Origin of the sequence: Kribbella sp. DT2 (assembly GCF_049844575.1) — a bacterium.
Classification (GTDB): Bacteria; Actinomycetota; Actinomycetes; order Propionibacteriales; family Kribbellaceae; genus Kribbella.
This window is the reverse complement of the sequence record NZ_JBNCLH010000004.1, coordinates 644,081-670,547: the sequence shown is the minus strand read 5'-3', so window position 1 is coordinate 670,547 and position 26,467 is coordinate 644,081. Positions and strand designations below refer to the sequence as shown.

Annotated in this window: 34 protein-coding genes; 20 read left to right on the top strand and 14 right to left on the bottom strand. The window is 69.9% G+C overall.

Annotated elements, in window-relative coordinates; all coding sequences use genetic code 11:
- Window positions 1-19 precede the first annotated feature (19 nt).
- Window positions 20-412, bottom strand: coding sequence for an STAS domain-containing protein (locus ACLQ2O_RS21225; protein ID WP_425833951.1), 393 nt, complete (start codon window positions 410-412; stop codon window positions 20-22).
- Between the two features lie 163 nt (window positions 413-575).
- Window positions 576-1,949 (bottom strand): LVIVD repeat-containing protein, encoded by a 1,374-nt coding sequence (locus ACLQ2O_RS21220; protein WP_425833949.1) that lies wholly within the window; start codon window positions 1,947-1,949, stop codon window positions 576-578.
- A 97-nt stretch (window positions 1,950-2,046) separates the two neighbouring features.
- Here ACLQ2O_RS21220 and ACLQ2O_RS21215 point away from each other — a divergent pair, with 97 nt between their 5' ends.
- From ACLQ2O_RS21215 to ACLQ2O_RS21205, 3 genes are read left to right on the top strand one after another with little or no spacing between them, the layout of a single operon-like run.
- On the top strand, window positions 2,047-2,685 hold the full coding sequence (locus tag ACLQ2O_RS21215) for a DUF305 domain-containing protein (RefSeq protein ID WP_425833947.1): 639 nt from the start codon (window positions 2,047-2,049) through the stop codon (window positions 2,683-2,685).
- A complete protein-coding gene (locus ACLQ2O_RS21210; RefSeq protein ID WP_425833945.1) occupies window positions 2,685-3,428 on the top strand; it encodes an SDR family oxidoreductase in 744 nt (247 codons plus the stop codon). Before ACLQ2O_RS21215 ends, ACLQ2O_RS21210 begins: the two co-directional genes overlap by 1 nt.
- Window positions 3,428-4,174: a DNA alkylation repair protein gene (locus ACLQ2O_RS21205; RefSeq protein ID WP_425833943.1), complete on the top strand. Its 747-nt coding sequence runs from the start codon at window positions 3,428-3,430 to the stop codon at window positions 4,172-4,174. Before ACLQ2O_RS21210 ends, ACLQ2O_RS21205 begins: the two co-directional genes overlap by 1 nt.
- Here the strand turns inward: ACLQ2O_RS21205 and ACLQ2O_RS21200 are convergent.
- The 3 genes from ACLQ2O_RS21200 to ACLQ2O_RS21190 form a co-directional block, all read right to left on the bottom strand.
- Window positions 4,159-4,962, bottom strand: a complete 804-nt coding sequence (locus tag ACLQ2O_RS21200; protein ID WP_425833941.1) for a CPBP family glutamic-type intramembrane protease — start codon at window positions 4,960-4,962, stop codon at window positions 4,159-4,161. The two genes, ACLQ2O_RS21205 and ACLQ2O_RS21200, sit on opposite strands and share 16 nt — an antisense overlap.
- A 159-nt stretch (window positions 4,963-5,121) precedes the next feature.
- Window positions 5,122-6,603, bottom strand: a complete 1,482-nt coding sequence (locus ACLQ2O_RS21195) for an MFS transporter (RefSeq protein ID WP_425833939.1) — start codon at window positions 6,601-6,603, stop codon at window positions 5,122-5,124.
- A 35-nt stretch (window positions 6,604-6,638) separates the two neighbouring features.
- Window positions 6,639-7,301 carry a hypothetical protein gene (locus tag ACLQ2O_RS21190; protein WP_425833937.1) on the bottom strand — a complete coding sequence of 221 codons (663 nt, stop codon included), beginning with the start codon at window positions 7,299-7,301 and terminating at the stop codon, window positions 6,639-6,641.
- 270 nt (window positions 7,302-7,571) lie between these two features.
- Here ACLQ2O_RS21190 and ACLQ2O_RS21185 point away from each other — a divergent pair, with 270 nt between their 5' ends.
- From ACLQ2O_RS21185 to ACLQ2O_RS21175, 3 genes are all read left to right on the top strand, one after another.
- On the top strand, window positions 7,572-8,378 hold the full coding sequence (locus tag ACLQ2O_RS21185) for a DUF4397 domain-containing protein (protein WP_425833935.1): 807 nt from the start codon (window positions 7,572-7,574) through the stop codon (window positions 8,376-8,378).
- A 137-nt stretch (window positions 8,379-8,515) separates the two neighbouring features.
- Complete coding sequence (locus tag ACLQ2O_RS21180) at window positions 8,516-9,013, top strand: class F sortase (RefSeq protein WP_425833933.1); 498 nt, start codon at window positions 8,516-8,518, stop codon at window positions 9,011-9,013.
- Window positions 9,014-9,129: 116 nt separating this feature from the next.
- On the top strand, window positions 9,130-9,255 hold the full coding sequence (locus ACLQ2O_RS21175; RefSeq protein WP_425833931.1) for a hypothetical protein: 126 nt from the start codon (window positions 9,130-9,132) through the stop codon (window positions 9,253-9,255).
- Window positions 9,256-9,262: 7 nt separating this feature from the next.
- On the opposite strand, the gene ACLQ2O_RS21170 is transcribed toward ACLQ2O_RS21175, so the two are convergent.
- A complete protein-coding gene (locus ACLQ2O_RS21170; RefSeq protein ID WP_425833929.1) occupies window positions 9,263-9,883 on the bottom strand; it encodes an L-threonylcarbamoyladenylate synthase in 621 nt (206 codons plus the stop codon).
- 59 nt (window positions 9,884-9,942) lie between these two features.
- Here ACLQ2O_RS21170 and ACLQ2O_RS21165 point away from each other — a divergent pair, with 59 nt between their 5' ends.
- The 4 genes from ACLQ2O_RS21165 to ACLQ2O_RS21150 are packed head-to-tail and all read left to right on the top strand — an operon-like array spanning window position 9,943 to window position 12,119.
- Window positions 9,943-10,587: a nitroreductase family protein gene (locus tag ACLQ2O_RS21165; RefSeq protein ID WP_425833927.1), complete on the top strand. Its 645-nt coding sequence runs from the start codon at window positions 9,943-9,945 to the stop codon at window positions 10,585-10,587.
- Window positions 10,588-10,618: 31 nt separating this feature from the next.
- The gene (locus ACLQ2O_RS21160) at window positions 10,619-11,146 is read left to right on the top strand and encodes a CGNR zinc finger domain-containing protein (protein ID WP_425833925.1); all 528 of its coding nucleotides are present in this window, start codon (window positions 10,619-10,621) and stop codon (window positions 11,144-11,146) included.
- Window positions 11,143-11,826: an AzlC family ABC transporter permease gene (locus ACLQ2O_RS21155; RefSeq protein WP_425833923.1), complete on the top strand. Its 684-nt coding sequence runs from the start codon at window positions 11,143-11,145 to the stop codon at window positions 11,824-11,826. Before ACLQ2O_RS21160 ends, ACLQ2O_RS21155 begins: the two co-directional genes overlap by 4 nt.
- Complete coding sequence (locus tag ACLQ2O_RS21150) at window positions 11,823-12,119, top strand: AzlD domain-containing protein (protein ID WP_425833921.1); 297 nt, start codon at window positions 11,823-11,825, stop codon at window positions 12,117-12,119. Before ACLQ2O_RS21155 ends, ACLQ2O_RS21150 begins: the two co-directional genes overlap by 4 nt.
- Here ACLQ2O_RS21150 and ACLQ2O_RS21145 read toward each other — a convergent pair.
- The 3 genes from ACLQ2O_RS21145 to ACLQ2O_RS21135 form a co-directional block, all read right to left on the bottom strand.
- A complete protein-coding gene (locus tag ACLQ2O_RS21145) occupies window positions 12,106-12,615 on the bottom strand; it encodes a DNA polymerase ligase N-terminal domain-containing protein (protein ID WP_425833919.1) in 510 nt (169 codons plus the stop codon). The genes ACLQ2O_RS21150 and ACLQ2O_RS21145 overlap by 14 nt on opposite strands.
- Window positions 12,616-12,681: 66 nt before the next feature.
- Complete coding sequence (locus ACLQ2O_RS21140) at window positions 12,682-13,506, bottom strand: sigma-70 family RNA polymerase sigma factor (protein ID WP_425833917.1); 825 nt, start codon at window positions 13,504-13,506, stop codon at window positions 12,682-12,684.
- Window positions 13,507-13,662: 156 nt separating this feature from the next.
- A complete protein-coding gene (locus ACLQ2O_RS21135) occupies window positions 13,663-14,535 on the bottom strand; it encodes a LysR family transcriptional regulator (protein ID WP_425833915.1) in 873 nt (290 codons plus the stop codon).
- Window positions 14,536-14,627: 92 nt separating this feature from the next.
- On the opposite strand from ACLQ2O_RS21135, the gene ACLQ2O_RS21130 reads away from it, so the two are divergent.
- Both ACLQ2O_RS21130 and ACLQ2O_RS21125 read left to right on the top strand, forming a co-directional pair.
- Window positions 14,628-15,368, top strand: coding sequence for a class I SAM-dependent methyltransferase (locus ACLQ2O_RS21130; RefSeq protein WP_425833913.1), 741 nt, complete (start codon window positions 14,628-14,630; stop codon window positions 15,366-15,368).
- A 198-nt stretch (window positions 15,369-15,566) separates the two neighbouring features.
- Entirely contained in the window at window positions 15,567-16,523 is a 957-nt protein-coding gene (locus ACLQ2O_RS21125; protein WP_425833911.1) for a TIGR03557 family F420-dependent LLM class oxidoreductase, read from the top strand.
- Between the two features lie 65 nt (window positions 16,524-16,588).
- Here the strand turns inward: ACLQ2O_RS21125 and ACLQ2O_RS21120 are convergent, their stop codons facing one another.
- The 3 genes from ACLQ2O_RS21120 to ACLQ2O_RS21110 are packed head-to-tail and all read right to left on the bottom strand — an operon-like array spanning window position 16,589 to window position 17,732.
- Window positions 16,589-16,864: a DUF4235 domain-containing protein gene (locus ACLQ2O_RS21120; protein ID WP_425833909.1), complete on the bottom strand. Its 276-nt coding sequence runs from the start codon at window positions 16,862-16,864 to the stop codon at window positions 16,589-16,591.
- Window positions 16,861-17,292 (bottom strand): DUF3618 domain-containing protein, encoded by a 432-nt coding sequence (locus ACLQ2O_RS21115; protein ID WP_425833907.1) that lies wholly within the window; start codon window positions 17,290-17,292, stop codon window positions 16,861-16,863. Before ACLQ2O_RS21115 ends, ACLQ2O_RS21120 begins: the two co-directional genes overlap by 4 nt.
- Window positions 17,289-17,732 carry a phage holin family protein gene (locus ACLQ2O_RS21110; RefSeq protein WP_425833905.1) on the bottom strand — a complete coding sequence of 148 codons (444 nt, stop codon included), beginning with the start codon at window positions 17,730-17,732 and terminating at the stop codon, window positions 17,289-17,291. The genes ACLQ2O_RS21115 and ACLQ2O_RS21110 overlap by 4 nt, the downstream gene beginning before the upstream one ends.
- 126 nt (window positions 17,733-17,858) lie before the next feature.
- Here ACLQ2O_RS21110 and ACLQ2O_RS21105 point away from each other — a divergent pair, with 126 nt between their 5' ends.
- Window positions 17,859-18,230: a glyoxalase superfamily protein gene (locus tag ACLQ2O_RS21105; protein ID WP_425833903.1), complete on the top strand. Its 372-nt coding sequence runs from the start codon at window positions 17,859-17,861 to the stop codon at window positions 18,228-18,230.
- Window positions 18,231-18,236: 6 nt separating this feature from the next.
- Here the strand turns inward: ACLQ2O_RS21105 and ACLQ2O_RS21100 are convergent, their stop codons facing one another.
- Window positions 18,237-18,392, bottom strand: a complete 156-nt coding sequence (locus ACLQ2O_RS21100; protein ID WP_425833901.1) for a hypothetical protein — start codon at window positions 18,390-18,392, stop codon at window positions 18,237-18,239.
- Between the two features lie 266 nt (window positions 18,393-18,658).
- On the opposite strand from ACLQ2O_RS21100, the gene ACLQ2O_RS21095 reads away from it, so the two are divergent.
- Complete coding sequence (locus tag ACLQ2O_RS21095) at window positions 18,659-18,832, top strand: hypothetical protein (protein ID WP_425833899.1); 174 nt, start codon at window positions 18,659-18,661, stop codon at window positions 18,830-18,832.
- Here the strand turns inward: ACLQ2O_RS21095 and ACLQ2O_RS21090 are convergent, their stop codons facing one another.
- Complete coding sequence (locus ACLQ2O_RS21090) at window positions 18,833-19,909, bottom strand: serine hydrolase domain-containing protein (RefSeq protein ID WP_425833897.1); 1,077 nt, start codon at window positions 19,907-19,909, stop codon at window positions 18,833-18,835.
- A 58-nt stretch (window positions 19,910-19,967) separates the two neighbouring features.
- Here ACLQ2O_RS21090 and ACLQ2O_RS21085 point away from each other — a divergent pair, with 58 nt between their 5' ends.
- The 6 genes from ACLQ2O_RS21085 to ACLQ2O_RS21060 all read left to right on the top strand — a co-directional run bounded on the left by ACLQ2O_RS21085 (window position 19,968) and on the right by ACLQ2O_RS21060 (window position 26,455).
- Complete coding sequence (locus ACLQ2O_RS21085) at window positions 19,968-20,903, top strand: LysR family transcriptional regulator (RefSeq protein WP_425833895.1); 936 nt, start codon at window positions 19,968-19,970, stop codon at window positions 20,901-20,903.
- 96 nt (window positions 20,904-20,999) lie between these two features.
- Entirely contained in the window at window positions 21,000-21,740 is a 741-nt protein-coding gene (locus tag ACLQ2O_RS21080) for an SDR family oxidoreductase (protein WP_425833893.1), read from the top strand.
- A gap of 37 nt (window positions 21,741-21,777) precedes the next feature.
- Window positions 21,778-22,428 (top strand): SDR family NAD(P)-dependent oxidoreductase, encoded by a 651-nt coding sequence (locus ACLQ2O_RS21075; RefSeq protein ID WP_425833891.1) that lies wholly within the window; start codon window positions 21,778-21,780, stop codon window positions 22,426-22,428.
- Window positions 22,428-23,372, top strand: coding sequence for an amidohydrolase family protein (locus ACLQ2O_RS21070; protein ID WP_425833889.1), 945 nt, complete (start codon window positions 22,428-22,430; stop codon window positions 23,370-23,372). The genes ACLQ2O_RS21075 and ACLQ2O_RS21070 overlap by 1 nt, the downstream gene beginning before the upstream one ends.
- Before the next feature lie 167 nt (window positions 23,373-23,539).
- Window positions 23,540-23,746, top strand: a complete 207-nt coding sequence (locus tag ACLQ2O_RS21065) for a DUF3072 domain-containing protein (RefSeq protein ID WP_425833887.1) — start codon at window positions 23,540-23,542, stop codon at window positions 23,744-23,746.
- Window positions 23,747-24,040: 294 nt separating this feature from the next.
- On the top strand, window positions 24,041-26,455 hold the full coding sequence (locus tag ACLQ2O_RS21060) for an MFS transporter (RefSeq protein WP_425833885.1): 2,415 nt from the start codon (window positions 24,041-24,043) through the stop codon (window positions 26,453-26,455).
- Window positions 26,456-26,467: the final 12 nt, after the last annotated feature.

Sequence of the window (26,467 nt, the reverse complement as noted above, 5' to 3'; positions counted from 1 at the left end):
TCGGCGTACCCCACGGCGGTCATCGTCCGGCGCCGTCCTGGCGCTCGGCGTCCTCCACGGAGGCGAAGATGCGGAACTCCTGGCCCAGCCCGGTGATCGTCAGCGGCCGGTCGACCGGCCGCCCGACACCGACCAGCGCGAGCTCGATGCCGTACTGCGAGGCGAGCCGCCGGGCCTCGACCAGGTTGCCCAGGCCGGCCGAGCTGCAGAACGTCACCGCGGACACGTCGATCAGCACGCTGCGCGCCGGCGGGGCGATCGCCGCCCGGATCGACTCCGAGGCGAAGTCGGTGGTGGCGATGTCGATCTCACCGGACAGCTTGACCAGCACGACACCGGGCCGAAGCTGCTCGGTGACTGCGTCGAACGTGGTCCTGATCATCTCGCCGTCCTGGGAATCGGGCTGGCTCACGGCGGTCTCTCCCCCGGGCAGCCCCGCGAAACGCCGGTCGGTCCTGGCGTGGTGGGTGACAGCCCTGGTCTCACCGTATGCCGGATTGCTCCGGGGTCACAATGGCTGTACCGCCAGTGACCCCGGAGCGTGATGTAAGCGCTTAGGCAACAAACGTTTCGAATCAGCGCCGGAACGCCGGCTGCGTCTGGACGTTGAGCTCCTTCAGCTTCACCCGTTCGGCGGGATCGGTGCGCCGGTCCTTGATCTTGAACACGTCGAACGCGGTCACCGACTCGGTGCCGTAGATCGCGCCGTTGTAGTAGTAGACCGACCAGTAGCCGCCGAACGACGCCGGGTCGCGCGGCGGGCGGTCGAAGTACCCGATCTCCTTCGGGTGCGCGGAGTCGGTGAAGTCCCAGACCGAGAAGCCGCCCTGGTACCAGGCCTGCACCATGATGTCGCGGCCCTTGACCGGGATCAGCGAACCGTTGTGGGAGACGCAGTTCTCGTTCTCGGCCTGGTGCCGGTCGATCTTGTAGTAGCTGCGGAACTGCAGCTTGCGGTGCTTGATGTCGAAGACCGCGGTGGCGCCCTTGTTCGGGCCGACCTCGGTGTTGCACTCCGCGCCGCCACCGCCGCCGAGCTCGTCCATGAACACGACCTTGGTGCCGTCGCCGTTGAAGGTGGCGCCGTGCCAGAAGGCGAAGTTGGCCGCGTCCTGGACCTTGTCGATCACCACCGGGCGTTCGGGCTTGGAGATGTCCAGCAGCAGGCCGTCACCCATGCAGGCCGCGGCCGCGATGTTCTTGGACGGGAACGCGGTGATGTCGTGGCACCCGCTGGTCGCCGAGCCGGTCGGGCTGCCCGGGAAGCCGCCGTCGGGGAACAGCACCGGCGAGGCCACGACCGCGGCCTGCTCCGGGTGCCGCAGCGGGACCTTGACGATGTCGATCCGGTCGTTCGGCGGTTGGCAGTCCGGGTACGTCGCGTTCGGCGAGTACGACGAGTTGTAGACGTAGACCGAGCGCTTCGACTTGTCCGGGACCAGCGTGTGCGTGTGCGAACCGCACTTGGTCTCCACGGCCGCGACGTAGCGCGGGTTGCGGGGATCTTTGACGTCGAAGATCTTGATCCCCTCCCACGACTCCTTGATCGTCGGCGACTGCGCGACGCTCTGGCAGGAGTTGTCGCTGCGGGACGAGTCGGTGCTCAGGAACAGCAGGCCGTCGTAGATGCTGATGTCGTTCTGGCTGCCCGGGCAGGAGACCTGGCTGACCAGCCGCGGCTTGGCCGGGTCGGCGATGTCGTAGACCGCGAAGCCGGAGTAGTTGCCGACGTACGCCGTCTTGCCGGCGAACGCGATGTCGGTGTTCACCCCGCCTTCCAGCGGCCCGGTCATCGGGGCACTGGCCAGGTGGGTGATGTTGTCGCTCTTGGCCGCGCCGGTCTCCGGCGGAGCGGGGACCTCCGCGGAGGCGGCACCGGCCAGACCGGTCAGGCCGGCGACGAGGACAAAGGAAAAGCTGAGACGGGCGAGCGTGCGTGGGCGGCGCATGCCGTGGTCCCTTCTGTGCAGTTGAATCGATCGATTGCCTCAGGGTAAGCGTGATAGACACTGTGGGGAAGCGATGTGCCACGAAGAGTGAGGTGCTGTGAGGAACTTCGCCCTGCCACTGGTCGCCGTACTGGGGCTCGCCCTGGTGGGGTGCAGCTCGGACCCGCCCGCGGCCGCTCCGGCGCCGACGTCGACCGTCCCGGTCATCGTCCCCGGTACGCCGGGCGGCCCGAATCGAACGCTCGCCACAGCGCCTTCGTCGGCGGCCACGACCGATCCCGACGACCTGACGTTCCTGAGCGACATGATGATCCACCACAGCCAGGCCCTGGTGATGGCCGAGCGGGCCCGGACCGCCGCGGCGAACGCGCAGGTCAAGGCGCTGGCCGACCGGATCCGGGTCGGCCAGAAGCCCGAGATCGAGGCGATGCGGCAACTGCTCACCGAGCACGGCGGGACGCCGCCGGCGCTGGAGCACGTCGAGCACGCCGACCACAGCGGCATGCCCGGCATGGCCACGCCGGCCGAGCTGAGCAAGCTCTTGAACTCCAGCGGCAAGGCTTTCGACACCCTGTTCCTGACCTTGATGATCAAGCATCATGAGGGCGCGGTGGCGATGAGCGGTACGGCGATCGAGAAGGGCGCCGACCTGCGGATCGGCGAGCTCGCGCAGGACGTCGGCGTCACCCAGACCAAGGAGATCTCCACGATGCGACGGTTGCAGAAGGAGCTGTGATGGGAGTCCTGGACGGCAAGGCCGCGCTGGTCACCGGTGGTTCGCGCGGGATCGGCGCCGCGATCGTGCGCCGGCTGGCCGCCGACGGAGCCGTGGTGACCTTCACCTACGCGTCGTCCGGCCAGGCTGCCGACGAGGTGGTCGCCGCGGTGAAGGACGCCGGCGGTCAGGCGTACGCCGTACAGGCCGACCAGGCTGATCTCGACGCGCTGCCGGCGGTCTTCGAGGCAGCGGCCGAACCGCTCGGCGGGCTGGACGTCCTGGTCTGCAACGCGGGGCGGGCGATGGTGAAGGCAATGGCCGACGTCACGCCCGACGACTTCGACGCCATGGTCGCGACCAACCTCAAGGGCCCGTACTTCGCGATCAAGCGGGCCGGTGAGGTGCTGCGCGACAACGGGCGGATCATCACGCTGTCGACGCTGAACACGAGCGTCCCGGGCCCTGGGATCTCGCTGTACGCCGCCACCAAGGGCGCGCTCGAGCAGGTCACCAAGGTCGCGGCCCGCGAGGTCGGCGGCCGCGGGATCACCGCCAACGTGGTCTCGCCCGGAGCGACCGACACCGACATGTTCCGTGATGCGAACCCGCCGGAGGCCGCTGAGCGCGCGGCCGCGTTCGCCGCGCTCGGTCGCATCGGCGTACCGGCCGAGGTCGCCGACGTCGTCGCGTTCCTGGCCGGCCCGGACTCGCGCTGGCTCACCGGCCAGAACCTGGGCGCCAGTGGCGGCCTGATCGTCTGATGCCGGCCCGTCGATCCGCCGTACTGGCCGTCGCGGACCTGCTGGCCGACATCGACGCGGCCGCCGACGCCGGGACGGCGGCGATCCTGTCCGGCTACTTCCAGGTCAAGCCCGGCGGCTACGGCGAGGGCGACGTGATGATCGGCGTCAAGCTCTCCACCCTGCGCGGCATCATCACGCCGTACGGGCCGGAGCTCCCGCTGGACGACCTCGAGGAAGCCCTGCACAGCCCGGTCCACGAGCACCGCCTGGCCGTCCTCTGCCTGCTCGCCAATCGCGCCGAGCGTGCGCTCAAGCCTCGTACGGCGGACCCCGCGGACCTTGAAGCGATCTTCGGCCTCTACCTGCGCAACACCGAACACATCAACAACTGGGACCTGGTCGACTGCAGCGCCCCCCAGATCGTCGGCGGCCACCTCCTCGACCGCCCCGGCGACGTCCTGCACGACCTGATCCGCTCACCCCTGCTCTGGGACCGCCGAATCGCGCTCGTAGCCACCCACCGCTTCATCCGCGCCGGCGACAGCACCGACATCTACGCCCTGGCCCCGCAGGTCCTCGACGACCCCGAAGACCTGATCCACAAAGCCTCCGGCTGGATGCTCCGCGAAGCCGGCAAGCGGGTGTCGCCCGACGAGCTGCTGGCCTTCCTCGACCAGTACGCCGCACGAATGCCCCGCACGATGCTCAGCTACGCCCTCGAGCACTTCCCACCGGAAACCCGCAAGCACTACCGGGGACTGTGAGCTCTGCCGATCACCTTGAACGCAATCGTTGCTATGAGCAAGTAAGCGGGGATCAGGAGGATTGCGTCGGGGCTCTCCAGGTCCATCGACCAGCCGGCGTCGCGGTCTTCGCCGTACAGGGTGAGGCGGTTGATGGTGAGGAAGGTCAGGTGGGTGCCGACCGAGGTCCAGAGGGAGCCGGTGGCGTTGCGGGCCGCGATCAGGGTGAAGCCGAAGATCGTGAGCAGGATGAAGTAGGAGATGGGGTCTTCGCCGGGTGGAGCCAGGGAAGGCTTGTGGGCGCCGAGGGTCAGGGCGGACTGGATGAGGGTGGCGAGGGCGGGGACGGTGAGGAAGAAGGCCGTGGTGCCTACGGCGGCGATCCACGGGCGGTGGGCGGCGCGGAGGGTGGTGTAGGTGTGGCCTCGGAGGGTCAGTTCTTCGGGGAAGGCTTCCAGGAGCACGGCGATGACGCCGTTGGTGACCAGGAAGAGGGCTACCTGAGCGGGGTCGACGGGACCCCAGGTGAGCCAGCCGGCGAGGGTGCCTGCGGTGAAGGTGACGACGGCGGCGGCGGTGGTCACGGCGATGCCCAGCAGGAAAGGGCGGAGGCCGCCGGTCAGGCCCAAGTGGGCGAAGCCGACCGCGCGGCCGTGGCGCAAGCCGGCGGTGCGGCGCCAGGGGCGGAGGAGGACGACCGCGATCAGGCTGCACGCGACCGCGGCGAGCCAGTTGATGGGGATGAGGGTGGCGACACCCAGGGCGACGGCCATCGCCAGAGCGCCGTACGCAGCGCGGATCCAGAGCATGCGTACGAACGTACAGCACGACTGTGTCAAAACGCCAAAGGTTTCACAGGAAACGAGTGTCGCCCGGGTGCGATTTGTCGACATGTCGGCTGTTCGGGTCGATCCGCGCTACCCGACGAACGGCCGGCCGCACCGCACCTGCCCGGATGCCGCGGACCTTCACCGTGTCCTGGACGGGCTGTTCGAGAGCGGTGGGGACTCCAGCGAGCAGTGCCGGTGGGTCGCCACCGCTTCCGGCGTCGTACGGCGTGAAGTGCGATCGCCGAGCGTCACCCAAGCCAGTACGGCGCCCGCCACGGCGAGCACGGCCGAGATCACCATCGCGGTCATGAAGCTGCCCTTGAAGGACATCGGGTCGCGGTAGGAGTCGCCGGTGATGCCCGCCGCCAGCGGGATCGCCGCGACCGCCATCAGTTGCGCCGACCGCGCGACCGCGTTGTTGACGCCGGACGCGATCCCCGCGTGGTGGTCCTCGACCGAGTTGAGCACGGTCGCGGTCAGCGGCGCGACCGTGCAGACCAGGCCGATCCCCAGGACGACGACGCCCGGCAGCACGGCGGAGAAGTACCCGACGCCGGGCTCGATCCGCCGCATCAGCAGGAACCCGCCGGCCATGAAGAGCGGGCCGACGGTCATCGGGATGCGCGCGCCGATCCGTTCGGACAGGCCGCCCGCGTAGCCGGACAGCGTCAGCATCAGGATCGTCATCGGCAGCAGCGCGGCGCCGGCCGTGAGGGCGTCGTACTCGAGCACGGTCTGCAGGTAGACGACGAGCAGGAACGTGGCCGTGCCGAGTGCGCCGTACACGACGACGGTGACCAGGTTGGCGCCGGTGAAGCGGAGGTTGGCGAAGATGCCGGGCGGCAGCATCGGGTGCGAGCTGCGGCGCTCGACCTCGACGAAGGCCGCCAGGCTCACCACGCCGATGGCCAGTGCCGTCAGCACCATCGCGTCGCCGAAGCCGTGGTCGCCCGCGCTGATCAGGCCGTACGTCAGTCCGGCGAGGCCGAGGGTCGCCAGCAGGCCGCCGGTCAGGTCGAGCTTGCCGGCCATCGTCTCGTCGCGGGTCTCCGGGATGTGCCGCAAGGTGACCACGACGGTGAGCGCGGCGAGCGGGAGGTTGAGCAGGAAGATCAGCCGCCACGAGCCGCTGTCGACCAGGCTGCCGCCGACGAACGGGCCGACCGCCGCGGCGACCGACGTGAGACCCGACCAGGCGCCGACCGCTTTGCCGCGGTCGGAGGGCTGGAAGCTGGTCTGCAGGATCGCGAGGCTGCCCGGGGTCAGCAGTGCGCCGCCGACCCCCTGCAGGACACGGCCGGCGATCATCACCTCGAGGTTCGGCGCGGCGGCGCAGATGGCCGAGGCCACGGCGAACCAGATCACGCCGACCACGAACAGGCGGCGCCGTCCGAGCCGGTCGCCGAGCGAACCGCTCAGCAGGATCAGCGAGGCCAGCATCAGCATGTAGCCGTTGACGATCCACTGCAGCCCGGAGATGCCGGCGTTCAGGTCCTCGCCCATGGCCGGCAGCGCGACGTTGACCACCGTGCCGTCCAGGAAGGCCATGCCGGAGCCGAGAGCCGTGGCCGCCAGCACCCAGCGGGCGCGCGCCGTACCGAATGCGATCCGATCAGCCATACGGACAGAGTAGGGCTGGCCGCGGCGGGGTGTGGTCAGGGCTGCATCGGAAGATCCAGCTGCAGTACGGCGAGCGCCCGGTCGGCCGGCAACCCCTGCTGGATCCCCAAGCCAGGCGGCTCACCCACTGCGCACCGCGTCTCGGTCATCAGCGGGCAGACCGCGTTCAGCAGACCCCCACCCGACACGGCGAGGTTCGTGGGCAGCGTGCCGTCCGTGGCGGCGGTGAGCGGGCTGATGGCGGCCAGCGCTCGCCCGACCCGCGACGGCAGGCTCCGCGCGGACGAGCCGCTCAACCGGTACGTCAGCTTCACCTCGGTGGCCGAAGTGTTGAGCGACAGGTCCCGCGGTGCCTTGACGTCGGTCTCCGGCAGCAGCACCGGGTCGCCGTCGGCAACGACCCGCAGACTGGTTGCCTCAGGCTTGGTGCTGGCCATCATTCCCTGCAGGCGCTCGCCCGACTGCGGCAACCGCAGCTGCAAGGTGTCGGTCGCACCGCGGAGCATGACTTCCTCGGTGACGTCGAAGCTCCCGTCACCCCGCGGTACGGCGGTGAGGCGGATCCCCGGCGCGGTCAGGCCAGGGCCCTCGGCCGTCGGCGGCGGTTGCACCGGCGCGCCTCCACTGCCCGCCGGCAACTGGCCGGGGCTGGGCGGAGTCGGTCCCGCCAGCTCGGCCGAGCAAGCGGTTGTTGCCATCAGCACCACACCCAGTGCGGCGCCTACCAGCCTTCTACGTCCGGACATGCTGCATCGCCCCCAAGGACCCGGCCACTTCCTCTGGTGGCCGGATCGACTTCCGCATACGATACGCCCGAATTGGCTTTGTCAGGCATTCTCAGGGGTGATTTTTCGAGGGGGCAGGAAATGCGGAAGCGGAAAGTGTTCAGGCAATTCCGAACAGTTGTAGGTACGCCTGGGAAAACGACCGAGGGTATTTCGAGAATTCCGGGTCCGCATTATCGCAGGGTGATTTCGCTGGCGCTCGCGGTGATCGTCGCCGCCGTGCCCGCGGTGCTCGCCACCCAGGCCGAGGCGGCCTCCGGCGGCGTGCTGTACGTCGTCCAGGGCCTGCCGGGCCAGTCGGTCGACGTCCAGGTGGACGGCAAGGTCGTGACGCGTGGGGTCGCCGCGGCCAAGGTCGTCGGGCCGTTCTCGGTGAAGGCCGGGCAGCGCCGGATCACCGCTGTGGCAGGCGGGAAGACGCTGGTCGACCGGCGGGTCGCGGTCGGTGCCGGAAGCAACCAGGACATCGTGATCCACCGCCCGGCCGCGCCGACCGCCGCGCCGGTGATCACCAGTTACGCGAACAAGCTCAGCGCCGTACCGAAGGACAAGGCCGCGGTCCGGGTCGCGCACACGGCCGCTGTCGGGCCGGCCGACATCCGGGTGAACGGCAAGGTGCTGTTCGCGAACGTGGCGAACGGGGAATCACTCGACGTAGTCGTTCCGGCCGGAACGTACACCGTCGAGATCGTTCCCGCCGGCGCGTCCGGACCGGTCGTTCTGGGACCGGCGTCGCTGCCGGTGAAGGCCGGGTACCTGACCCGGGTTTTCGCGATCGGTGAACCGAACTCGAAGACCATGAACGTCGCGGTCGGGACGATCCGCCTGCCGAGCACCGGCACGGACAAGCCCGGCATGGTCGACACCGGGACCGGCGGCCAGGCGGCCGCGCTGATGCAGGAGCGGCCGTCGACGCTGCCCCTGGTCGCGCTCGGCCTGCTGCTCGGGTGCGCGTTGCTGGTGTCGGTCCGGAAGGTGGCCCGTCGCTGAGGAGGTTCTTGCTCGGACTGCTTCTCGTCCTCTGCGTGGCCCTGGAGGGGTGCGCCGCGCAGTCGGACGGAGCGGTTCCGAGCCCCGGAGCGGGCGGCGGTACGGTCACGGGGCCGCCGCCCGCCGAGACCGGATCGGTGCCTCCGGCAAGAGTCGGTACGCCGGCCGCCAGTCAGCGGATCCGGTTCGTGCCGGCCGAGGTGGTGCTGCCGGGCGGGGCCAAGGCGGCGGTCCTGCCGGCCCGGACGGTCGACGGGCAACTGGTGGTGCCCGCCGAGGTGCGCCGGGTCGGGTGGTGGGACGGCGGCGCCCAGGCGGGCGATCCGTTCGGGGCCGTCGTACTGGCCGGGCACGTCGACTCGGCGACCGAGGGGATCGGGTACTTCGCGCGGCTGCTGCGGATCAAGGTCGGGGAGACCGTCGTGCTGCACGGCGACGGGCACAGCGCGTCGTACCGGGTGAGCTCGGTGGTCTCCGTGCCGAAGGACGCGCTGGCGACGCGCAGCGGGGCCTTCGACCAGGTGGGCGAGCACCGGCTGTCGCTGATCACCTGCACCGGCGTGTACGACGCGGCGCGGGGTGGCTACGAGTCGAACCTGCTGGTGACGGCCGAGCCTGTGGGGATGGCCAAGTAGTCAGGCCAAGTAGTCAGGCCAAGTAGTCAGGTAAGCCACTGACCACGCCCCGGAGTCGTCCCTGAAGTCGGGGAGCCGGTGTTCAGCTCGGCGGCCGGCCGGTGGATGATGTTGACATGACAAGTCCGACCGCACCCCCGGCTCCCGGAGACGAGCGCGCCGCTCGCCGGGCGCGCTGGCTGCTGGTCTTCGTGCTCGCCTGCCTCGCGCTGGCGGTCTCCGTGATCACGTCCCACCTCTGACCAGGGACTACTCGAACGGGGTGGGGTCTCCCGCGCCGACGCGGACGATCTCGGGGAAGTCCTCGGAGAAGTCGACGACCGTCGTGGGTTCGGTGCCGGCCTCGCCGGAGTCGATGACGGCGTCGACCTGGTGGTCGAGCTCTTCCTTGATCTCCCAGCCCTGCGTCATCGGCTCCTCGTGGTCGGGCAGGAGCAGGGTGCTGGACAGCAGCGGTTCGCCGAGCTCGGCGACGAGCGCCTGGGCCACGACGTGGTCGGGGATGCGGACGCCGACGGTCTTCTTCTTGGGGTGCAGCAGGCGGCGCGGGACTTCCTTGGTGGCCGGCAGGATGAACGTGTAGCTGCCCGGCGTGGCCGCCTTGATCGAGCGGAAGACCGCGTTGCTGATGTGGACGAACTGGCCCAGCTGCGAGAAGTCCTGGCAGACCAGCGTGAAGTGGTGCCGGTCGTCCAGGTGCCGGATCGCCTTGATCCGGTCGATCCCGTCCTTGTTGCCCAGCGCGCAGCCGAGCGCGAAGCACGAGTCGGTCGGGTACGCGATCAGTCCGCCGCCGCGTACCAGGTCGACCACCTGCCCGATGGCCCGCTTCTGCGGATTCTCCGGATGCACATCGAAATACCTCGCCATGTCCCGACCCTAGCGCTCCACCGCGCCGGAGGCCCTGCACCTGCTGACAAACTGGCCGGGTGACCACACTCGACCTGACCCCAGACGAACTGCTCACCACCACCAGGACCGTCCGTAAGCGGCTGGACCTGGACAAGCCGGTGCCGATGGAGCTGATCCGCGAGTGCATCGAGATCGCGCTGCAGGCGCCCTCGGGCAGCAACCGGCAGACCTGGCACTGGCTGGTGATCACGGACGCCGAAAAGCGTGCCCAGATCGGTGAGTACTACCGGCTGGCGGTCGAGGAATACGTGGAGTCCTCCGGCGCGGCCGGACGCCTGTACGCCGACGACCCGGACCGCGCGCCGGTGCAGAAGCGCGTCGGGTCGAGCGTTGCGTACCTGGGCGAGCGGATGGGCCAGGTGCCGGTCCTCGTCATCCCGTGCCTGACCGCCAAGAGCCTGCCGGCCGGGAACCAGGCGGGGCTGTGGGGCTCGATCCTGCCGTCGGCGTGGAGCTACATGCTCGCGGCGCGGGCGCGCGGCCTCGGTACGGCGTGGACGACGCTGCACATGAAGTACGAGAACGAGGTCTCGGAGCTGCTCGGGCTGCCCGAGGAGGTCCGCCAGACGGTGCTGATCCCGACGGCGTACACGATCGGGACCGACTTCAAGCCGGCCGCGCGGCAGCCGCTCGACGAGGTGCTGCACGTCGACAGCTGGTGACTAACGAGCAAAAGCCGTATAGCTTGTTAGAGTGAGCTACGCACCGGAACTGGTCGGCGGGCACGTGGTGCTCGACCTGATCAACACGGTCTCCTGGCGGCTCGACCCGAGCCGCTGGGTGGACCGGATCGCCGAGCCGGAAGCACGTGACGTGTGGTTGCGGGCGGTGGAGCTCGGTCAGGTAGAGGCCGGTGACCTCGCAGCGCTGCGGGAAACGGCGTACGAGGTGCTGCAGCCGCTCGCAGTCGGGGAAGAGCCCGACAACGTTGCCGAGCTGCGGGAGTTACTGGTCGCAGCCGTCGGGCGAGCGCGGATCGTGCAGCTCAATCCGCTGCGCTGGCAGGCCGATGACGCCGTCACCGAGTTGACGCTCGCGGCGTGGCGGTTGCTGGAGGACGAGGACCTGAGCCGGCTGCGGCAGTGTCAGGACAACGACTGCGGCTGGCTGTTCCTGGACCGGAGCAAGAACGGATCCAGACGATGGTGCAGCTCCGGGGACTGTGGCAATCGCGCCCGCGCCAAGCGGCACTACCAGCGGACCCGCGAGGGCGGCCGATGAGCCGGCGGATGGACCGCGCGGCGTTCATCGACGGGATGCGGCTCGGCGTCGGTCCGGGAGCCGCTGCTTTCGTGCTGGCGTTGAGCTTCGGGGCCGAAGCGGAAGCCCGCGGCTGGGGATTCGGCCTTCCGGTCGCCTTCTCGGCCTTGGCGTTCTCCGGCTCGGCCCAGTTCACCTTGCTGACGGCACTCGCCGGCGGATCGGCGCTGGCCGCGGTCACTTCCGCGGTGCTCATCAACGCGCGGTACCTCGTGATGAGCGTCGCCCTCAACGAGAGCCTCGAAGGCGGCCGGGTCAGAAGAACCGTCCACGCGCTGGCGCTGGCGGACGCGTCGTTCGTCGCCGCCCACCGGGACGACGGCAAGTACGACGCCGCGCGACTCGTCGGCGCCAGCGTTCCGCAGTGGATCTTCTGGGTCAGCGGTACGGCGATCGGCGCACTCACGTCGCCGTCGCCCGAGCTGATGCACACGCTCGGCCTCGACGTCGCGTTCCCCGCGTTCTTCATCATCCTCGCGATCGACGAGCTGCGGCGATCGCGCCGGGCGTTCGTGGCGGCGCTGCTCGGCGCGGTGATCGCGGGGCTGCTGCTCCTGGTGACCACCCCGGGCTACGCGCTGCTCGGCGCGACCGCGGCCGCGCTGATCGGCGTACTGCCGGAGAAGGAGGAGACGACATGATCAGGATCTGGTTGTCCGTCGTGGCCGTGACCGTGCTGAGCTGGTTGATGAAGGCCAGCGCTCCGCTGGTCATTGCCCAACGCAAGCTTCCCCGGCCGGTGATCAGGATGACCGCGCTGACCGCGCCGGTGCTGCTGGCCGGGCTGATCGTGACCGAGCTGGGCGGCAAGCAACTCGACTGGACGCAGCTCGTCGGCGTCGGTGCGTCCGGCGTACTGGCGGTGGCGAAGGTACCGATGCTGGTGGCTGTCGCAGGCGGAATCGTGGCGACCGCGGCGATCAGGTTGCTGTAGCGGCCATCTCCTCGATGGTCAGGCCGCTGAGGATCGAGCGCGGCTCGGCCGTCGTCAGGTCGAGCAGCGGGTCGGCGGACTCGTCGCGGACCTTGACCAGCAGCCAGTCGCGGTCGGTCCGGGTGAAAGCCCATGTTCCCTGGAGCTTCACGCCGCTCAGCCGGAACTTCAGGTGCCCGCGCTCGATCGCCTCACCGGGCTCGACCGGCTCGCGCTGCTTGTCGCGGGTGAGGTTGGTCCAGACGCCGGCGTCCCACACGATCACCGCGCCGCTGCCGTACTTGGCCTCGGCGTGCACACCCTCGTACGTCGCGTACTCGAGCGCGTGATCGGTCGTGAACACGGCCAGCCGCTTCACGACCGGGTCGAGCGAGGGCCCGAGCGGCACCGCCCAGGACTTCAGGACGCCGTCGACCTCGAGCCGGACGTCGTAGTGACGGCGCCGCGCATCGTGCAGCTGCACCACGAAAACAGGTGCCTCAGGCAACGATGCCATCCAGGTCCTCCGCGTGTGGTTCGCCGGGTCCTGAGTCTACGGCGAACCACCCGCGGGGGTTGGGCTTCAGGCCGCCGAGACCGCCGGCGGCTCGATCTGGTCGCGCAGCTTGTCGAGAATGCCGCGCAGCAGGCGGGAGACCTGCATCTGGCTGACGCCGATCTCGGCGCCGATGTCGGCCTGGGTGTGACCCTCGATGAAGCGCAGCTCAAGGATCTTGCGCTCGCGCGGAGCGAGCTCGTTCAGCACCGGCTCGAGGACGGCGACCGCCTCGGTCCGCTCGAACGAGGAGTCCTCCTCGTCGGCGATGGTGTCGGCCAGGTTCGCGGTCGACTCACCGTCGACCGGACGGTCCAGCGAGAGCACCGAGAAGCAGCCGTCGGCGGCGATCGCGGCCTCGATCTCGGTCACGTCGGTGCCGACCGCTGCGGCCAGCTCCTCCAGGGTCGGGTCGCGCTGCAGGTCCTGCACCAGCTGGGGACGGACGCTCGCGATCGACCCCTGCAGCTCCTGCAGGCGGCGCGGGATCCGCACCGTCCACGAGCAGTCGCGGAAGTAGCGCTTCACCTCGCCACGAATGGTCGGAACGGCGTACGCGAGGAACGGCGTACCGGTGTCGGGACGGTAGCTGCGGGCCGCCTTCAGCAGACCCAGGTAGGCGACCTGGTCCAGGTCGTCGGCTTCGACACCGCGACCGCGGAACCGGCTCGCGATGCTGTGGGCGATGCCCAGGTTGAGTTCGATGGCCTCTTCCAGCAGCGACTGCTGGAGAGTCTCGTCGGTGGTGTCGGCCCGGCGGGCGAGAAGTTCCCTGGTGGCCAGATCCCGTCGCTGCTTGGGATCGGTGCTCGGCAGCTCTTCGACGGTGGTGCGTGCAAGTACGGTAACCATGATTCTTGACCTCGCGACTATGAGTCACGGCGCGGCACATGTCTGGACCGCGGTCAATATCTGTGTGAGTCATTCCTACCCCATGGATCCCGAAGTTATGCATCCGACCTCGAACTCACACGAACCCGTTGGATCGAGACACGGGTGAAACACGGGTCAGTCGAGCGACCGCAGCACCCCCAGGGCGGCCGTCGGCGGATGCGCGGAGTCACGCCAGCGCAGGGTCCACGTGTACGGCGGTACGCCGGCCGCGAGCGGCTTCACCACGACGCCGGCCGGAGCGGGAGTCGAGAGCAGCCCGAGCGCGACGCACTCGCCGGCCTTGACGAGCTCGAGCGCCGAGCTGGTCCCGTCGGTGCTGGCCGGGTGCCGGCGTGGCTGGAAGCCCGCCGTACGGAAGCAGCCGAGCACGAAGTCGTTCCACTCCGGGGCGAAGTCGTCGCGCGGCAGGTAGTGCACCTCGTCGGCCAGCTCGCGGACGGCGACCGCGTCGGCGTCGCTGAGCGGATGGTCCGTCGGCAGTGCGATGCCGAGCGCTTCGCGGCGCATCACCCGTTGGACCAAGCCGTCGGCGAGATGGGCCGTGGACCCGCAGAGCGCGAGGTCGAGGTCGCCGCTGAGCAACCGCTGCTCCTGCTCGCGACTACCGCGACTGCTGACCTCGAGCCGCAGCGAGGGGAGGCGCTCGCGCAGTCGCGCCAGGACCGCACGTGGCGTGACCAGGTCGGACTGCAGCACGTCGATCCGTAGTACCTGGTCGCGGCCCGCGGCGGCGGTCGCTTCCGCGACCCCGGAACGGATCGCGGCGAGCGCGCTTTGCGCGTGGGGCAGAAAGGCCCCTCCGGCGGCGGTCAGCGTGACACCGCGCGGGGACCTCTCGAACAGCTGGGCTCCTAGTTGGTTCTCGAGCCGGCGGATCTGATTGCTGAGCGCCGGCTGGGACACGTACAACCGGCGGGCCGCTGCGGTGAAGTGCAACTCCTCGGCCATCACCAGGAAGTACCGCACCAGCCGTAGATCGACGTCCATGTATTCCTCACCTGCGGGGATAACCAGAAGCTGTGACGTTAGTGCTCTTGCGTCTTGGACGTCGAGGGCCTAGAGGGCAGAACGTGAAGGTTATGACAACACAGCGTGAGGAACTCCGCGGCAGCTGGGAGCGTCAGCAGGCGGGGCACGCGCCGGATCGCGAACTCCGGTTCCGGTTGATCCTCGAGTACGTCGAGGCGCTCGCGGGCCCTCCCCGCCGCGTCCTCGACCTCTGCTGCGGCCCGGGTTCGCTGACCCGGCGCGTGCTGGACCGCTTCCCCGACACCGAGGTGGTCGCGGTCGACATCGATCCGGTCCTGCTCGACCTGGCCCGCGACGCCTTCGCCGACGACGACCGCGTCTCGGTGGTCGCGCGACAGTTGGCCGCACCGGACTGGGATCGCGGGCTGCCGACCGGATTCGACGCGGTGGTGACGGCGACGGCGATGCACTGGTTTCCGGCGGACGCGCTCGCCGGTGTGTACGGCGGGGTCGCGCGGGTGCTGAGGTCGGGTGGTGTGTTCGCCAACGCGGACCACACGCCGATCGCCGAACCCGTCCTGCGCGCAGCGGCCGATCGGTTGCACGCCGAGCACCTGCGGACGACCTTCGCGGAGGCGGAGGACTGCGACGCCTGGTACGAGCGGGCGTACGGCGATCCGGCGTACGCGGGGCTCTGGGCGGAACGGGAGAAGGTGTTCGCGCACTGGAACGGCGACCTGCTGGAACGCGAGGGCTGGCACGTCGACCTACTCCGGCGCAACGGTTTCGAACGAGCCGGCGCGGTCTGGCGGCGAGGGAACGACGCGCTGATCGTCGCCGTTCGCGCATGAGGTGGGCCGCTCGCGGGTACTGGTGCGTGCCTGCCGAAGGACGACGTACCGGTTACTCCTGAACCGCCGGACTGAAAACTGCCGGTTGGTGGCGGCCCCGGCGCTGTCTGCTCAACGCCGAGGCCTTGGGCAACCAGTACTTGCTCCCTTCTGGTGCCCAGAGCGTCTTGTTCTATTCATCTTTCGGAGGTATACGCCGTGAAACTTGGTTTCAAGCTGATCGCCGAGGCGTACTCGCCGACCGAGATCGTCGATCAGGCGGTCCGCGCGGAACAGGCCGGCTTCGACTTCGTCGAGGTCAGCGACCACTTCCACCCGTGGGTGTCGGAGCACCAGCACTCCGGGTTCGCCTTCTCGATGCTCGCGGCGGCCGCGGCGCGGACGTCGGCGATCGAGCTGGCGACGGGCGTGACCTGCCCGTTCATCCGGTACCACCCGGCGGTCGTCGCCCAGATGGCCGCGACGACCGCGCTGCTGTCCGGCGGGCGCTTCACGCTCGGGGTGGGCGCCGGCGAGCGGCTCAACGAACATGTCGTCGGTCGCGGGTGGCCCGCTGTCACGCAGCGGCACGAGATGCTGCGGGAGTCGCTGGAGATCATCCGGTTGCTGTGGAGCGGCGGCTACCAGTCGTACGACGGGAAGCACCTGCAACTGGAGGACGCCCGGGTGTTCGATCTGCCGGACGATCTGCCGCGGATCGCGGTGGCCGCGGGTGGCCCTCAGGCGGCGAAGATCGCGGGTGAGCTGGGTGATGCGCTGTTCACCACGGAGCCGAGCGAAGAGCTCGTGACGGCGTACCAGAAGGCCGGAGGCGACGGACCCCGGTACGCCGAGGTGCCGCTGGCCTGGGCCTCGACCGAGGACGACGCGGCGGAGTCGGCGCGCAAGCTGTTCCGGTTCGGGTTGACCGGGTGGAAGGTGCAGGCCGAACTGCCGAACCCGGTGAACTTCGACGCCGCGACGGAGCTGGTGACGGCCGGCCACATGCAGGAGCAGTTCGGGTGCGGGCCGGACGTCGCGCGGCACGTCGAGGTGACGAAACCGTTCGCCGACGCCGGCTACGACCACCTGGCGCTGATCAACGCAGGCCCGGACATGGACGGGTTCTTCGACTTCTTCACCAAGGAACTCGGTCCGGCTCTGCGTGGGCTGTGAACATGACAGTGGCCCCCGCTCGCATCCGAGAGGGGCCACCGTCGGTTCAGTGGGCGCTCAATCGATCAGTCGCCGGGCCACTCGCCGGTCCAGCGCTCGAAGGCCTTCGCTCCGCCTCGGTCGACGGCCGCCTTGACCACGGCGTAGACAGCGCCTTGGAGAGCGGCGGCGAGGAGGAGCTGGCGCCAGGGGTACTCCGACTGCAGAGCATCCGGGGCGTCGTCCTCGTCGGCCACGCGTTTCCAGACCTGCTTGAAAATGGCACCGGCGACGAGACCGCCGGCGATACCGGAGACCAGGCCGAACGGGCGGTAGGCCAGCTTGACGGCCTTGGTGCTCACCGGTTGCGTCCCACGATCCAGGCGGCAGCGCCTACTCCGAGGGCGACGGCTCCACCGACGGCGGCCGTGGCCTTCGGGTGCTTGCGGCCGAGCTCAGGAGCCTGCTTCGCCTTGGCCGGAAGGTTCTTCGCGTGGTCGGGCAGGTGCTTGGCCCGCTCACCCATGCCGCCCGCGGTCGCCTTCGCGCGTTGTCCAGCCCGCTCCTTGACACTGCCCGCAGCCTGTACGGCGCGGTGCCCGGCGCTGGTCGCGGAGTCCTTGATCCGGCGCGGGACGTTCAGCTGGCGGCTCAGCTCCTGAACGGTGTCGGCCAGGTGCTGGCGGGTCATCTCCAGGTCTGCCCGGAGCGCCTCGACCTCGCTCATCTCCTCGGGCCCCGCAGCGGAGGCCTTCCGCGGCTTGGTCGTCTGGCGCGTCGTGGTGGTCATGCGTTCTTCCCTTCCGGCTGGTGGCCCTTCAGTGCTTCGAGGTCGTCGTGCACGCCGTCGACGGCGCGTTGCGGGACCGGCGGAGTGGCCTGCCCGACGTGCTTCTTGCCCAGCAACGCGGCCACACCGGCGATCGCGAACAGCACCAGCGTCACGATCAGCGCCGCGAGCCACGCCGGTACGGCGTACGAGAGCCCGATGATCGCGGTCGCGATCAGCGCGCCCAGGCCGTAGAACGCGAACGCTCCGGCGCCGCCGAACAGCCCGACGCCGAGGCCGGCCTCCTTGCCCTTGTCCTTGAGCTCGGCCTTGGCCAGCTGCAGCTCGTCGCGGACCAGGGTGCTCACGTCGGTGGTCAGCTGCGCGACCAGCGCGCCCACGTGCTCGTCCTGTCCGGTCCGTTGACCGTCCGGGTGGACGGCCGGGGTCTGCGTCGTCATGGTTGCCCTCCGTGTTGACTGCGTTGCCGACCCGGTACCCAAGGACCTCGTCGGCAACCAGCCGCACAAGTTCTGACCGGTCCCGCCGTTAAATTGATCAATCAGCATTCAGGAGGGGAGCAAACGATGGACTGGAAACTCGAACTGGTGTCGTTGCCGGTCAGTGACGTCGACCGGGCCAAGGCGTTCTACACCGAGCAGGTCGGCTTCGTCGCCGACCACGACCACCAGGTCAGCGACGAGCTGCGCTTCGTCCAGCTGACGCCGCCGGGATCGGCCTGTTCCATTGCCTTGGGCACCGGAATGGGCCAGGCCGAGCCGGGGTCGGTGCGTGGCCTCCAGATCGTCGTCGCGGACGCCGCGGCGGCGCGCGACGAATTGACCGGGCGGGGCGTCGAGGTCAGCGAAGTACAGGAATTCCCGTGGGGAAAGTTTGTTTTCTTCGCCGACCCCGACGGCAACACCTGGGCACTGCAGCAGTTGCCCGAGTGGAAGTAGCTGTTCCTACAGCGGCGGCTCTTCCGGCACCGGCACGCTGAGCGGGTCGTTCTCGCCGGGCGGGGTGCTGACACCGGGGTCGTCCAGGCCCGGATCCACCAGGTCGGGATTCTCGTCCGGGTCGCTGCCCGGACCGGTCGGGGTGATCGGGTTGGTCGACATGTGGGACCTCCTTGGTCCCACCCCCGGTGCCCAGTCCGGGCCGCGTAATTCATACAGGTCTTTGTTTTAAAGACCAATTCGAGATACCGCTAGGGATGGTTCACCGTGCGGTTGTAGGGTGGCCTTTGGTTGAGCAGCCAGCCGGTGTGACAAAGCACCGACGACTGTGGTCCCTCCCAAGGACGAACATGCCCGACCTGCAGCGCCACCCTCGCTCCACCAGACGTCGCCTACCCGTCTCCGCCCCTGTCCAGAAGTCAGGTCCCATGCCTGTTGCCACACCCACCCGGCCCGAGTCGGTGCACGTCCGGATCGGCGGCCGCTGGATCGCCGGCGAGGCGCTGTCCCGCCGTACGGCGGCCACCGGTGCCCCCGAGATCCTGATCAGCCACCACGGTCACCTCGTCTGGGTCGACCAGGACCAGGTCCGTACGCCGTAGCTAGTTCGGCCAGGCCGCGACGAGGTTGCCCACGGCGGTCGCCGCGTCCGCCTGCCGCGGGTCGAAGCGGTTCTTGGTGAGCGCGAACGCGACACCGGTGCTGTGGTCCGTCCATGCCGCACTGCCGCCCATGCCTGGCATGCCGAAGGTCGTCGCCGCCTGCTCGGCGGTCGCGCCCAGCCGCCCGTAGGCGTAGCCGAGCGCCCACACCGCCGGGTTCCCGTAGACCTCGTCGACCCCGCTGAACGCCGGGCCGATGATCTGCTGCAACAAGGTCGCAGGGATCAGCTCGGTGTCCAGCAGCGCGGAGTACACCTTGGCGATGCCCCTGGCCGACGCCGTCGCGACCGACGGAACGTCAGCGCCAAGCACGTCGGCCCGGTTCATCGAGACTGCCGACGGGACTACCGCCGCCGGCGCCAGCTGGTCGCCCGGCGACGCGACCACTCCGTCCGGCGAATCCAGCCGCGCCACCCGCTCGAGCTCCTCAGCCGGTACGCCGAAGTACACCTCGTCGCCCACCCCGAGCGGCCCGGTCAGCTCCTCCCGCAACACCTGCGCCGGCGGCCGCCCGGTCGCCCTCCGGACGAGCTCGCCGACCAGGAACCCGAACGTCTGCGCGTGGTACGCCGTCTTCGTCCCTGGCTCCCACCACGGCTCGCTCGCCGCGATCGTCGCCGTCATCCCCGCCCAGTCGGTCAGATCGGCCAGCGTGGTCGACGCCGGAACCGCCGGTACGCCGACCGAGTGCGTCAGCACGTGCCGCAGGGTCGCCCGCTGCTTCCCGTGCACCGCGAACTCGGGCCACAGGTCCGCGATCGGATCGTCGTACCGGAGGACCCCGCGCGCGACGAGCAGGTTGGCGAGCGTCGAGGTGACGCCTTTACCGGTGGACGCGCTGTAGATCGGGGTGTCCGGGGTCATCGACCGGCCGGTCTCCAGGTCCGCGACACCGGCGACCGCGTCGACCACCAGATCGCCGTACCGGTAGACCGCGACCTGCACGCCCGTCTCCGCGCCCGATCCGACGAGGTCGTCGATCGTTTGCTGGACCGCCTGCTGCAGAGAGCTGCTCATACCTGTCCCGTCGGAGTCGTCCCGGCCTTCTCGACACGGATGCTGCCAGACTCGGGGCGTGGAGCTTCGGCAGCTGGAGTACTTCGTCGCGGTGGCGCACGAGCGGAGTTTCACGCTCGCGGCCCGGCGGCTGCATGTCGTCCAGAGTGCGGTGAGTGCGGCGATCGCCTCGCTGGAACGCGATCTGAAGGTGACGTTGTTCGAGCGGTCGGCGCAACGCGTCGTCCTGACCGAAGCCGGTACGGCGTTGCTGCCGGAGGCGCTGGCCGTGATGGACGCGGTCCAGGGCGCCCGGGACGTCGTCGACGAGCTCGGGGCCGGGATGCGCGGCACGGTCCGGGTCGGGCTGCTGCCCGGGCTCGGGCTGATCGACCTGCCGGCCGCGGCGGGCGAGTTCCGGCGGCGGCACCAGAACGTCGAGCTGCAACTGCGGGTCGAGCCCGAAGGCTCGACCGGTGTGATCGCCGGGCTGCGCAACGGTGACATCGAGGTCGGCTTCCTCGGCGTCGGCGCGGGAAGCGTGCCGCGGGAGCTGACGGCCTGGGAGTTGCTGAAGGTCCCGCAGGTGCTCGCCGTACCGACCGGGCACCGGCTGGCCAGGCGGCGTTCGGTGGAGCTGGCGGACCTGGCCGACGAGGCGTTCGTGGACTTCCCGCCCGGTTTCGGCACCCGGACGCTGATCGACCAGACCTTCGACGCGGCCGGCATCGGCCGGCACGTCGTGGTCGAGGCGCTCGGCATCGACAACGGCGTGCAGTTCGTCCGGCACGGCGTCGGCCTGGGCATCCTGCCCGGCTACGCGGTCGCCGACGAGGAGGCGATCCGCGCGGTGCCGATCACCGGCCTGGACTTCCAGTGGTCGCTCTACGTGGCGACCCTGCGCAAGCGAAAACCGTCGGTCGCGCTGCGGGCCCTGCTCGGCCTGGTCGTCGCCCACCTCCAGCACCCACCCGGTACGACGCCCGGCGAAGACCTGATGGATCACCAGAACTGATCCACCCATCGAGTTGAGTCGTTGGACTTGATCCATCCGGCGCGCGAAGCTCTTGGTGTCAGCAGGAAGCACCGAGAACTTCGAAGGAGCAGGACGATGACCGAGAACACCAACCGGGTGGCGATCGTGACCGGCGGATCGCGGGGGATCGGGCGCGAGACCGCGGCCCGCCTGGGCAAGGACCACTTCGACGTCGTGGTCGCGTACGGCGGCGCCCGGGCCGGGGCCGAGGAGGCCGTCAAGGAGGTCGAGCAGGCCGGTGGCCGCGCGATCGCCGTCCAGGCCGACGTGTCCGACGAGCAGGCGGTCGGCGCGCTGTTCGACGCCGCGGAGCAGGAGTTCGGCGGCGTCGACGTGGTGGTGCACGCGGCCGGCATCATGAAGCTGTCGCCGCTGGCGGACCTCGATCTCGCCGTGCTCGACGAACACCTGAAGATCAACGTGCGCGGCACCTTCGTGGTCGACCAGCAGGCCGCCCGCCGGGTCCGCGACGGCGGCGCGATCATCAACTTCTCCAGCTCGCTGACCCTGCTGGCCCGGCCCGGGTACTCGGCGTACGCCGCGAGCAAGGGCGCGGTCAACAGCATCAGCCTGATCCTGGCCCGCGAGCTGCGCGGCCGCGACATCACCGTGAACGCCGTGGCTCCCGGCCCGACGGCGACCGGCCTGTTCCTGGACGGCAAGTCGCAGGAGCTGATCGACCGGATCGCGGCCGAGCCGCCGCTCGAGCGCCTCGGTCAGCCCGAGGACCTCGCCGAGCTGGTCGCCTTCCTGGCCGGCCCCGGTCGCTGGGTCAACGGCCAGACCATCTACGCCAACGGCGGATCCGCGGCCTGAACTCGTTGCCTGCAAGGGCACGGAAGGGACTAGCGCCATGTCCAGAACCATCTTGATCAGCGGCGCCTCCAGCGGTTTCGGTGCGCTCACCGCCCGCGCGCTGGCCGACGCCGGCCACACCGTGTACGCCGGAATGCGGGATGCCGCGGGCCGCAACGCCCCCGCCGCGTCCGACGCGGCCCAGTACTCCAAGGACAACACCGTCGACCTCCGGACCGTCGAGCTGGACGTCAGCTCCGACGAGTCGGCCCGGCAGGCCGTCCAGGCCGTGCTCGCCGACCAGGGCAAGCTCGACGTACTGGTTCACAACGCCGGGCACATGGTCACCGGCCCTGCCGAGGCCTTCACCCCGGAGCAGCTGGCCAACCTGTACGACACCAACGTGATCGGCGCTCAGCGGCTCAACCGCGCGGCCCTGCCGCACCTGCGGGAGCAGCAGGACGGTCTGCTGATGGAGCTCGTCAGCCAGAAGTTGCGCGAGCTGGAGCCGGAGTGGGCCGACGTCGCGGAGGTCGCCAAGGCGATCGTCACCGTGGTCGACACCGAGAAGGGGCGCCGGCCGTTCCGGGTCCACATCGACCCCTCCGACGACGGCGCCGCCGTGGTCAACGCGGTCGCGGACCGGGTCCGCACGGAGTTCCTGCGCCGGGTGGAGCTGGACGACCTGCTGCACCCGACCACCGCATGATGAGTGACCTCATCGACGTCCACGCGCACTTCCTGCTCAAGGAGTACGTGGCGGCGGCCGAGCGGGCCGGGCACCTGCGGCCGGACGGGATGCCGGGCTGGCCGGTGTGGAGCGCGGCCAAGCACCTGGAGCTGATGGACCGGACCGGGATCGCCAAGTCGGTCCTGTCGGTGTCGTCGCCCGGCGTCCACTTCGGCGACGACTTCCGCGCCCAGGTGCTGGCCCGGCGGATGAACGAGGCCGCGGCCGAGGTGGTCAAGGACCACCCCGGCCGGTTCGGGTTCTTCGCCAGTCTGCCGTTGCCGGACGTCGCGGGGTCGTTGGTCGAGCTGGAGCACGCGTCCGACGTACTGGGTGCTGACGGGGTCATCCTGAACAGCAACGCGGGTGGGCAGTACCCCGGTGACCCGTCCTGGGAGCAGCTGTGGCGTGCGCTGGACGAGCGGTCCGCTGTGGTGTTCCTGCACCCGACGTCGCCGCCGCAGTGGCGACAGGTCTCGCTGGACCGGCCGCGGCCGATGATCGAGTTCCTGTTCGACAGCGCCCGTGCGGTGACCGACCTGGTGCTCACCGGCGTCTTCACCCGCTACCCGCGGATCCGCTTCGTCGTCACGCACGCCGGCGGAGTCATCCCGCTGCTGGGCGACCGACTCGACCTCTTCCGCGACACGTTCGCTCCGACCAGCGACCTGCCCAGCGTGACCGACCAGCTCAAGCACCTCTGGTACGACGTCGCCGGTACGCCGGTGCCGAACCAGCTGCCGGCACTGCAAGCAGTAGCGGGCGCAGACCACCTGCTGTACGGCAGCGACCACTGCTTCACGCCGTACGAGGCTGTGGCCGGTCAGATCGCCGCGCTGGACCAGGCACCCGTAGCTGAGGGCTGGAGGCCGCGCACCACCGCCAACGCCGTACGGCTGCTCACCCGCGCGTCAGCGACCTAGCCCCACCCCCACCTCACCCGCTGGCACCTTGGCCACGTTGTGCACCGGTCGGCCACTTTTGTGGCGGGTGGTGGGAGTGGTGTCCGGCCGGGTGCATGGACCGCGATGTCCGGGGTACCACCTCGGTAATCGAGCTGGTGTTCGAAGAACGCCGTGGAGGAGGACTGATGAGTCAGGACGTGCATCCGGTGCCGGACAAGGAGCCTGAGGACTGGACGACGGGGGACGAGCCGATGACCGGGCCGCAGGAGTCCTACCTCGGGACCCTCGCGCAGGAGGCCGGGGAGCAGGTCCCGGACGGACTGAGCAAGGCGGACGCGTCGAAGCTGATCGACGAACTGCAGACGCGCACCGGGCGTGGTGGCGACAGCTGACCCAGTGGGGCGGCAATGGATCGGAACTGCGAAGCCTCGGCGGGCCCTGACAGCACCGCCGAGGCTTCCGGCTGTTGATCGCTGACGAGCCGGTGGACGTTACGTGCGTCCCGCGCCGTGGACCGGCCGAACAGCTCCGATGACTGACCCGGCATGCAGTGTCACGCTCAGCTGCCTTACAGTTTCCTACTGCAACCAAATAGGCCTGGGTGAGGACCTGGAGGCCGTACTCCGCCCCGGAGCAGCCCGACCGGCTGTTCCGGCCGAACGACTGCGTGAGGACGGATCCACCCGATGTCTGTCACCGAGGCCCAGGCCGCTCCCGATCTCCCAGCGCCGGCTGACGCCCCGCCGCGGGCCGCCGATCCGGAGCTGACCCACCGGGAGATTCTCGAGATCCTGGTCGGGCTGCTGGCCGCGCTGTTCACCGCGATGCTCAGCTCGACGATCGTCAGCAACGCGCTGCCGACGATCATCGCCGACCTCCAAGGCAGCCAGACCCAGTACACCTGGGTGATCACCGCGAGCCTGCTGGCCACGACGGTCTCCACCCCGGTCTGGGGCAAGCTGTCCGACCTGATCAGCAAGAAGCTGCTCGTCCAGCTCGCGATCGTGCTGTTCGTGATCGGCTCGGCGCTGGCCGGGATGGCGCACAACGTGCCGTTCCTGATCGGCGCCCGGGTCCTGCAGGGCCTCGCGATGGGCGGCCTGATGGCGCTCGCGCAGGCGATCATCGGCGCCGCGATCCCGCCGCGCGACCGCGGCCGCTACTCCGGCTACATGGGTGCCGTCGTCGCCGTCGCCACGGTGAGCGGTCCGCTGCTCGGCGGCGTCATCGTCGACACCAGCTGGCTCGGCTGGCGCTGGTGCTTCTACGTCTGCGTGCCGCTCGCGATGATCAGCCTCGTCGTGCTGCAGCGGTACCTGCACCTCCCGCTGGTCAAGCGGAAGGTCCGGATGGACTACCTCGGCGCGATCCTGATCAGTGGCGCGGCCAGCCTGCCGCTGGTCTGGGTCTCGTTCGCCGGCACGCACTTCCCGTGGTGGTCCCGCGAGACGGCGTACTACCTCGGCGGTACGGCGCTGCTCGCGATCCTCGCGGTGGTGGTCGAGACCCGCGCGAAGGAGCCGCTCGTCCCGCTGTCCGTCGTCCGGGAGCGGACCACCGCACTGGCGATCGTGGCCAGCCTGGCGGTCGGGCTCGCGATGTTCGGCAGCGCGGTGTTCCTCGGCCAGTACTTCCAGATCGCGCGCGGCTACAGCGCGACCGAGTCCGGGCTGCTGACGATCCCGATGATGCTCGGCTCGTTCTTCGGTTCGGTCGGCGCCGGCCAGATGATCACCCGGTACGGCAAGTGGAAGCGTTACCTCGTGCTCGGCGGGCTGCTGCTGATCGGCGGCCTCGGGGTGCTCGGGACGATCGACCACACGACGGAGTACTGGTATCTCGCGGTCGGCATGGGCGCGATGGGCCTCGGCATGGGCATGCTGATGCAGAACCTGGTGCTGGCCGTGCAGAACACCGTCGACGTCAGCCAGGTCGGAGCGGCCAGTGCGTCCGTCACGTTCTTCCGCAGCCTCGGCGGTGCGGTCGGCGTCTCGGTGCTGGGCGCTGTGCTGGCGAGCCGCGTGACCGAGCTGATCGCGAGCAACCTGCGGGCACTCGGGCCGGAGGGCGCTGAGGCGGGCCGGGCGCTGCAGGACGGCTCGGGGACGAGTGTGCTCGACGTCGGGTCGCTGCCGCCGCAGCTGGCGGAAGTCGTACGGCATGCGTACGGCGACGCGACGAGCCGGATCTTCCTGATCGCGGCCGCGGCCGGGGTGGTGAGTCTGCTGGCGGTGCTGTTCATCCGGGAGGTGCCGCTGCGGCGGACTGTTGCGATGAGTGGGGATGGTGACGACGCGGGTGCTGGTGTCGGCGCGCAGGCTGACTTGGCGGCTGCGGCGGCGCCTGGTGCGGCGTCGACCGGGGTGGTCCCGGAGCCGACCGACGACGCCGAGCGAGACGCGCTGGTCGCGCTCGGGGTGATCACGTCAGCCGAGCGGACAGCGCTTGAGCGCGAGCGGGAGGCCACCGAGCGGGTCGCCGCGGCGGCAACCGTGATCCGCCAGATGCGGACCGACGTGGCAGACCTGTTCACGCGGGTCGACCAGCAGATCGCCGACCTCGAGCGGACGCTGCCGGTGGTCGACGGCGACCACCCGATGGCACCGGTGCTGAACGGGCAGCCGCAGGACGGCGCCTGGGTGGACGAGCTGCGCCGGTACGAGCTGAGCGTGCTCAGCGCGAGCCAGCGGACTGCTGACCACCTGCGCGAGACGGCGAAGTCCGAGGCCGAGGAGATCGTGTCGGCCGCGCGGACGGAGGAGGAGGCGATCCGCCAGCGGATCGCCGGGCTGCAGGCAGTCGAGCAGCAGCTGCTGAGCGCCGTACGGGACGGGCTGTCGGAGACCCCGCCTCCGCCGCCAGCTCCGGCGCCGGCCCAGCCGGTCGCTTCGCCGCCGGCGGAGCCGGTCGGCTCGCAGGCGGCACACCCCATGACCTCGCCGCCGGCGCAGCCGGGCGTTCCGGCCTCCGGCCAGCCGGTCGGCTCGACCCCCGCCTCGAGGTCGGCGCAGCCGACGAGCCCGACGCCGGCGGTCAACGGGCACCGGGCTGACAACGGGTACCCCAGCCACTACGAGTCCGAGCAGCAGGCCTTCGGCTGAGCTGTCCGCCCT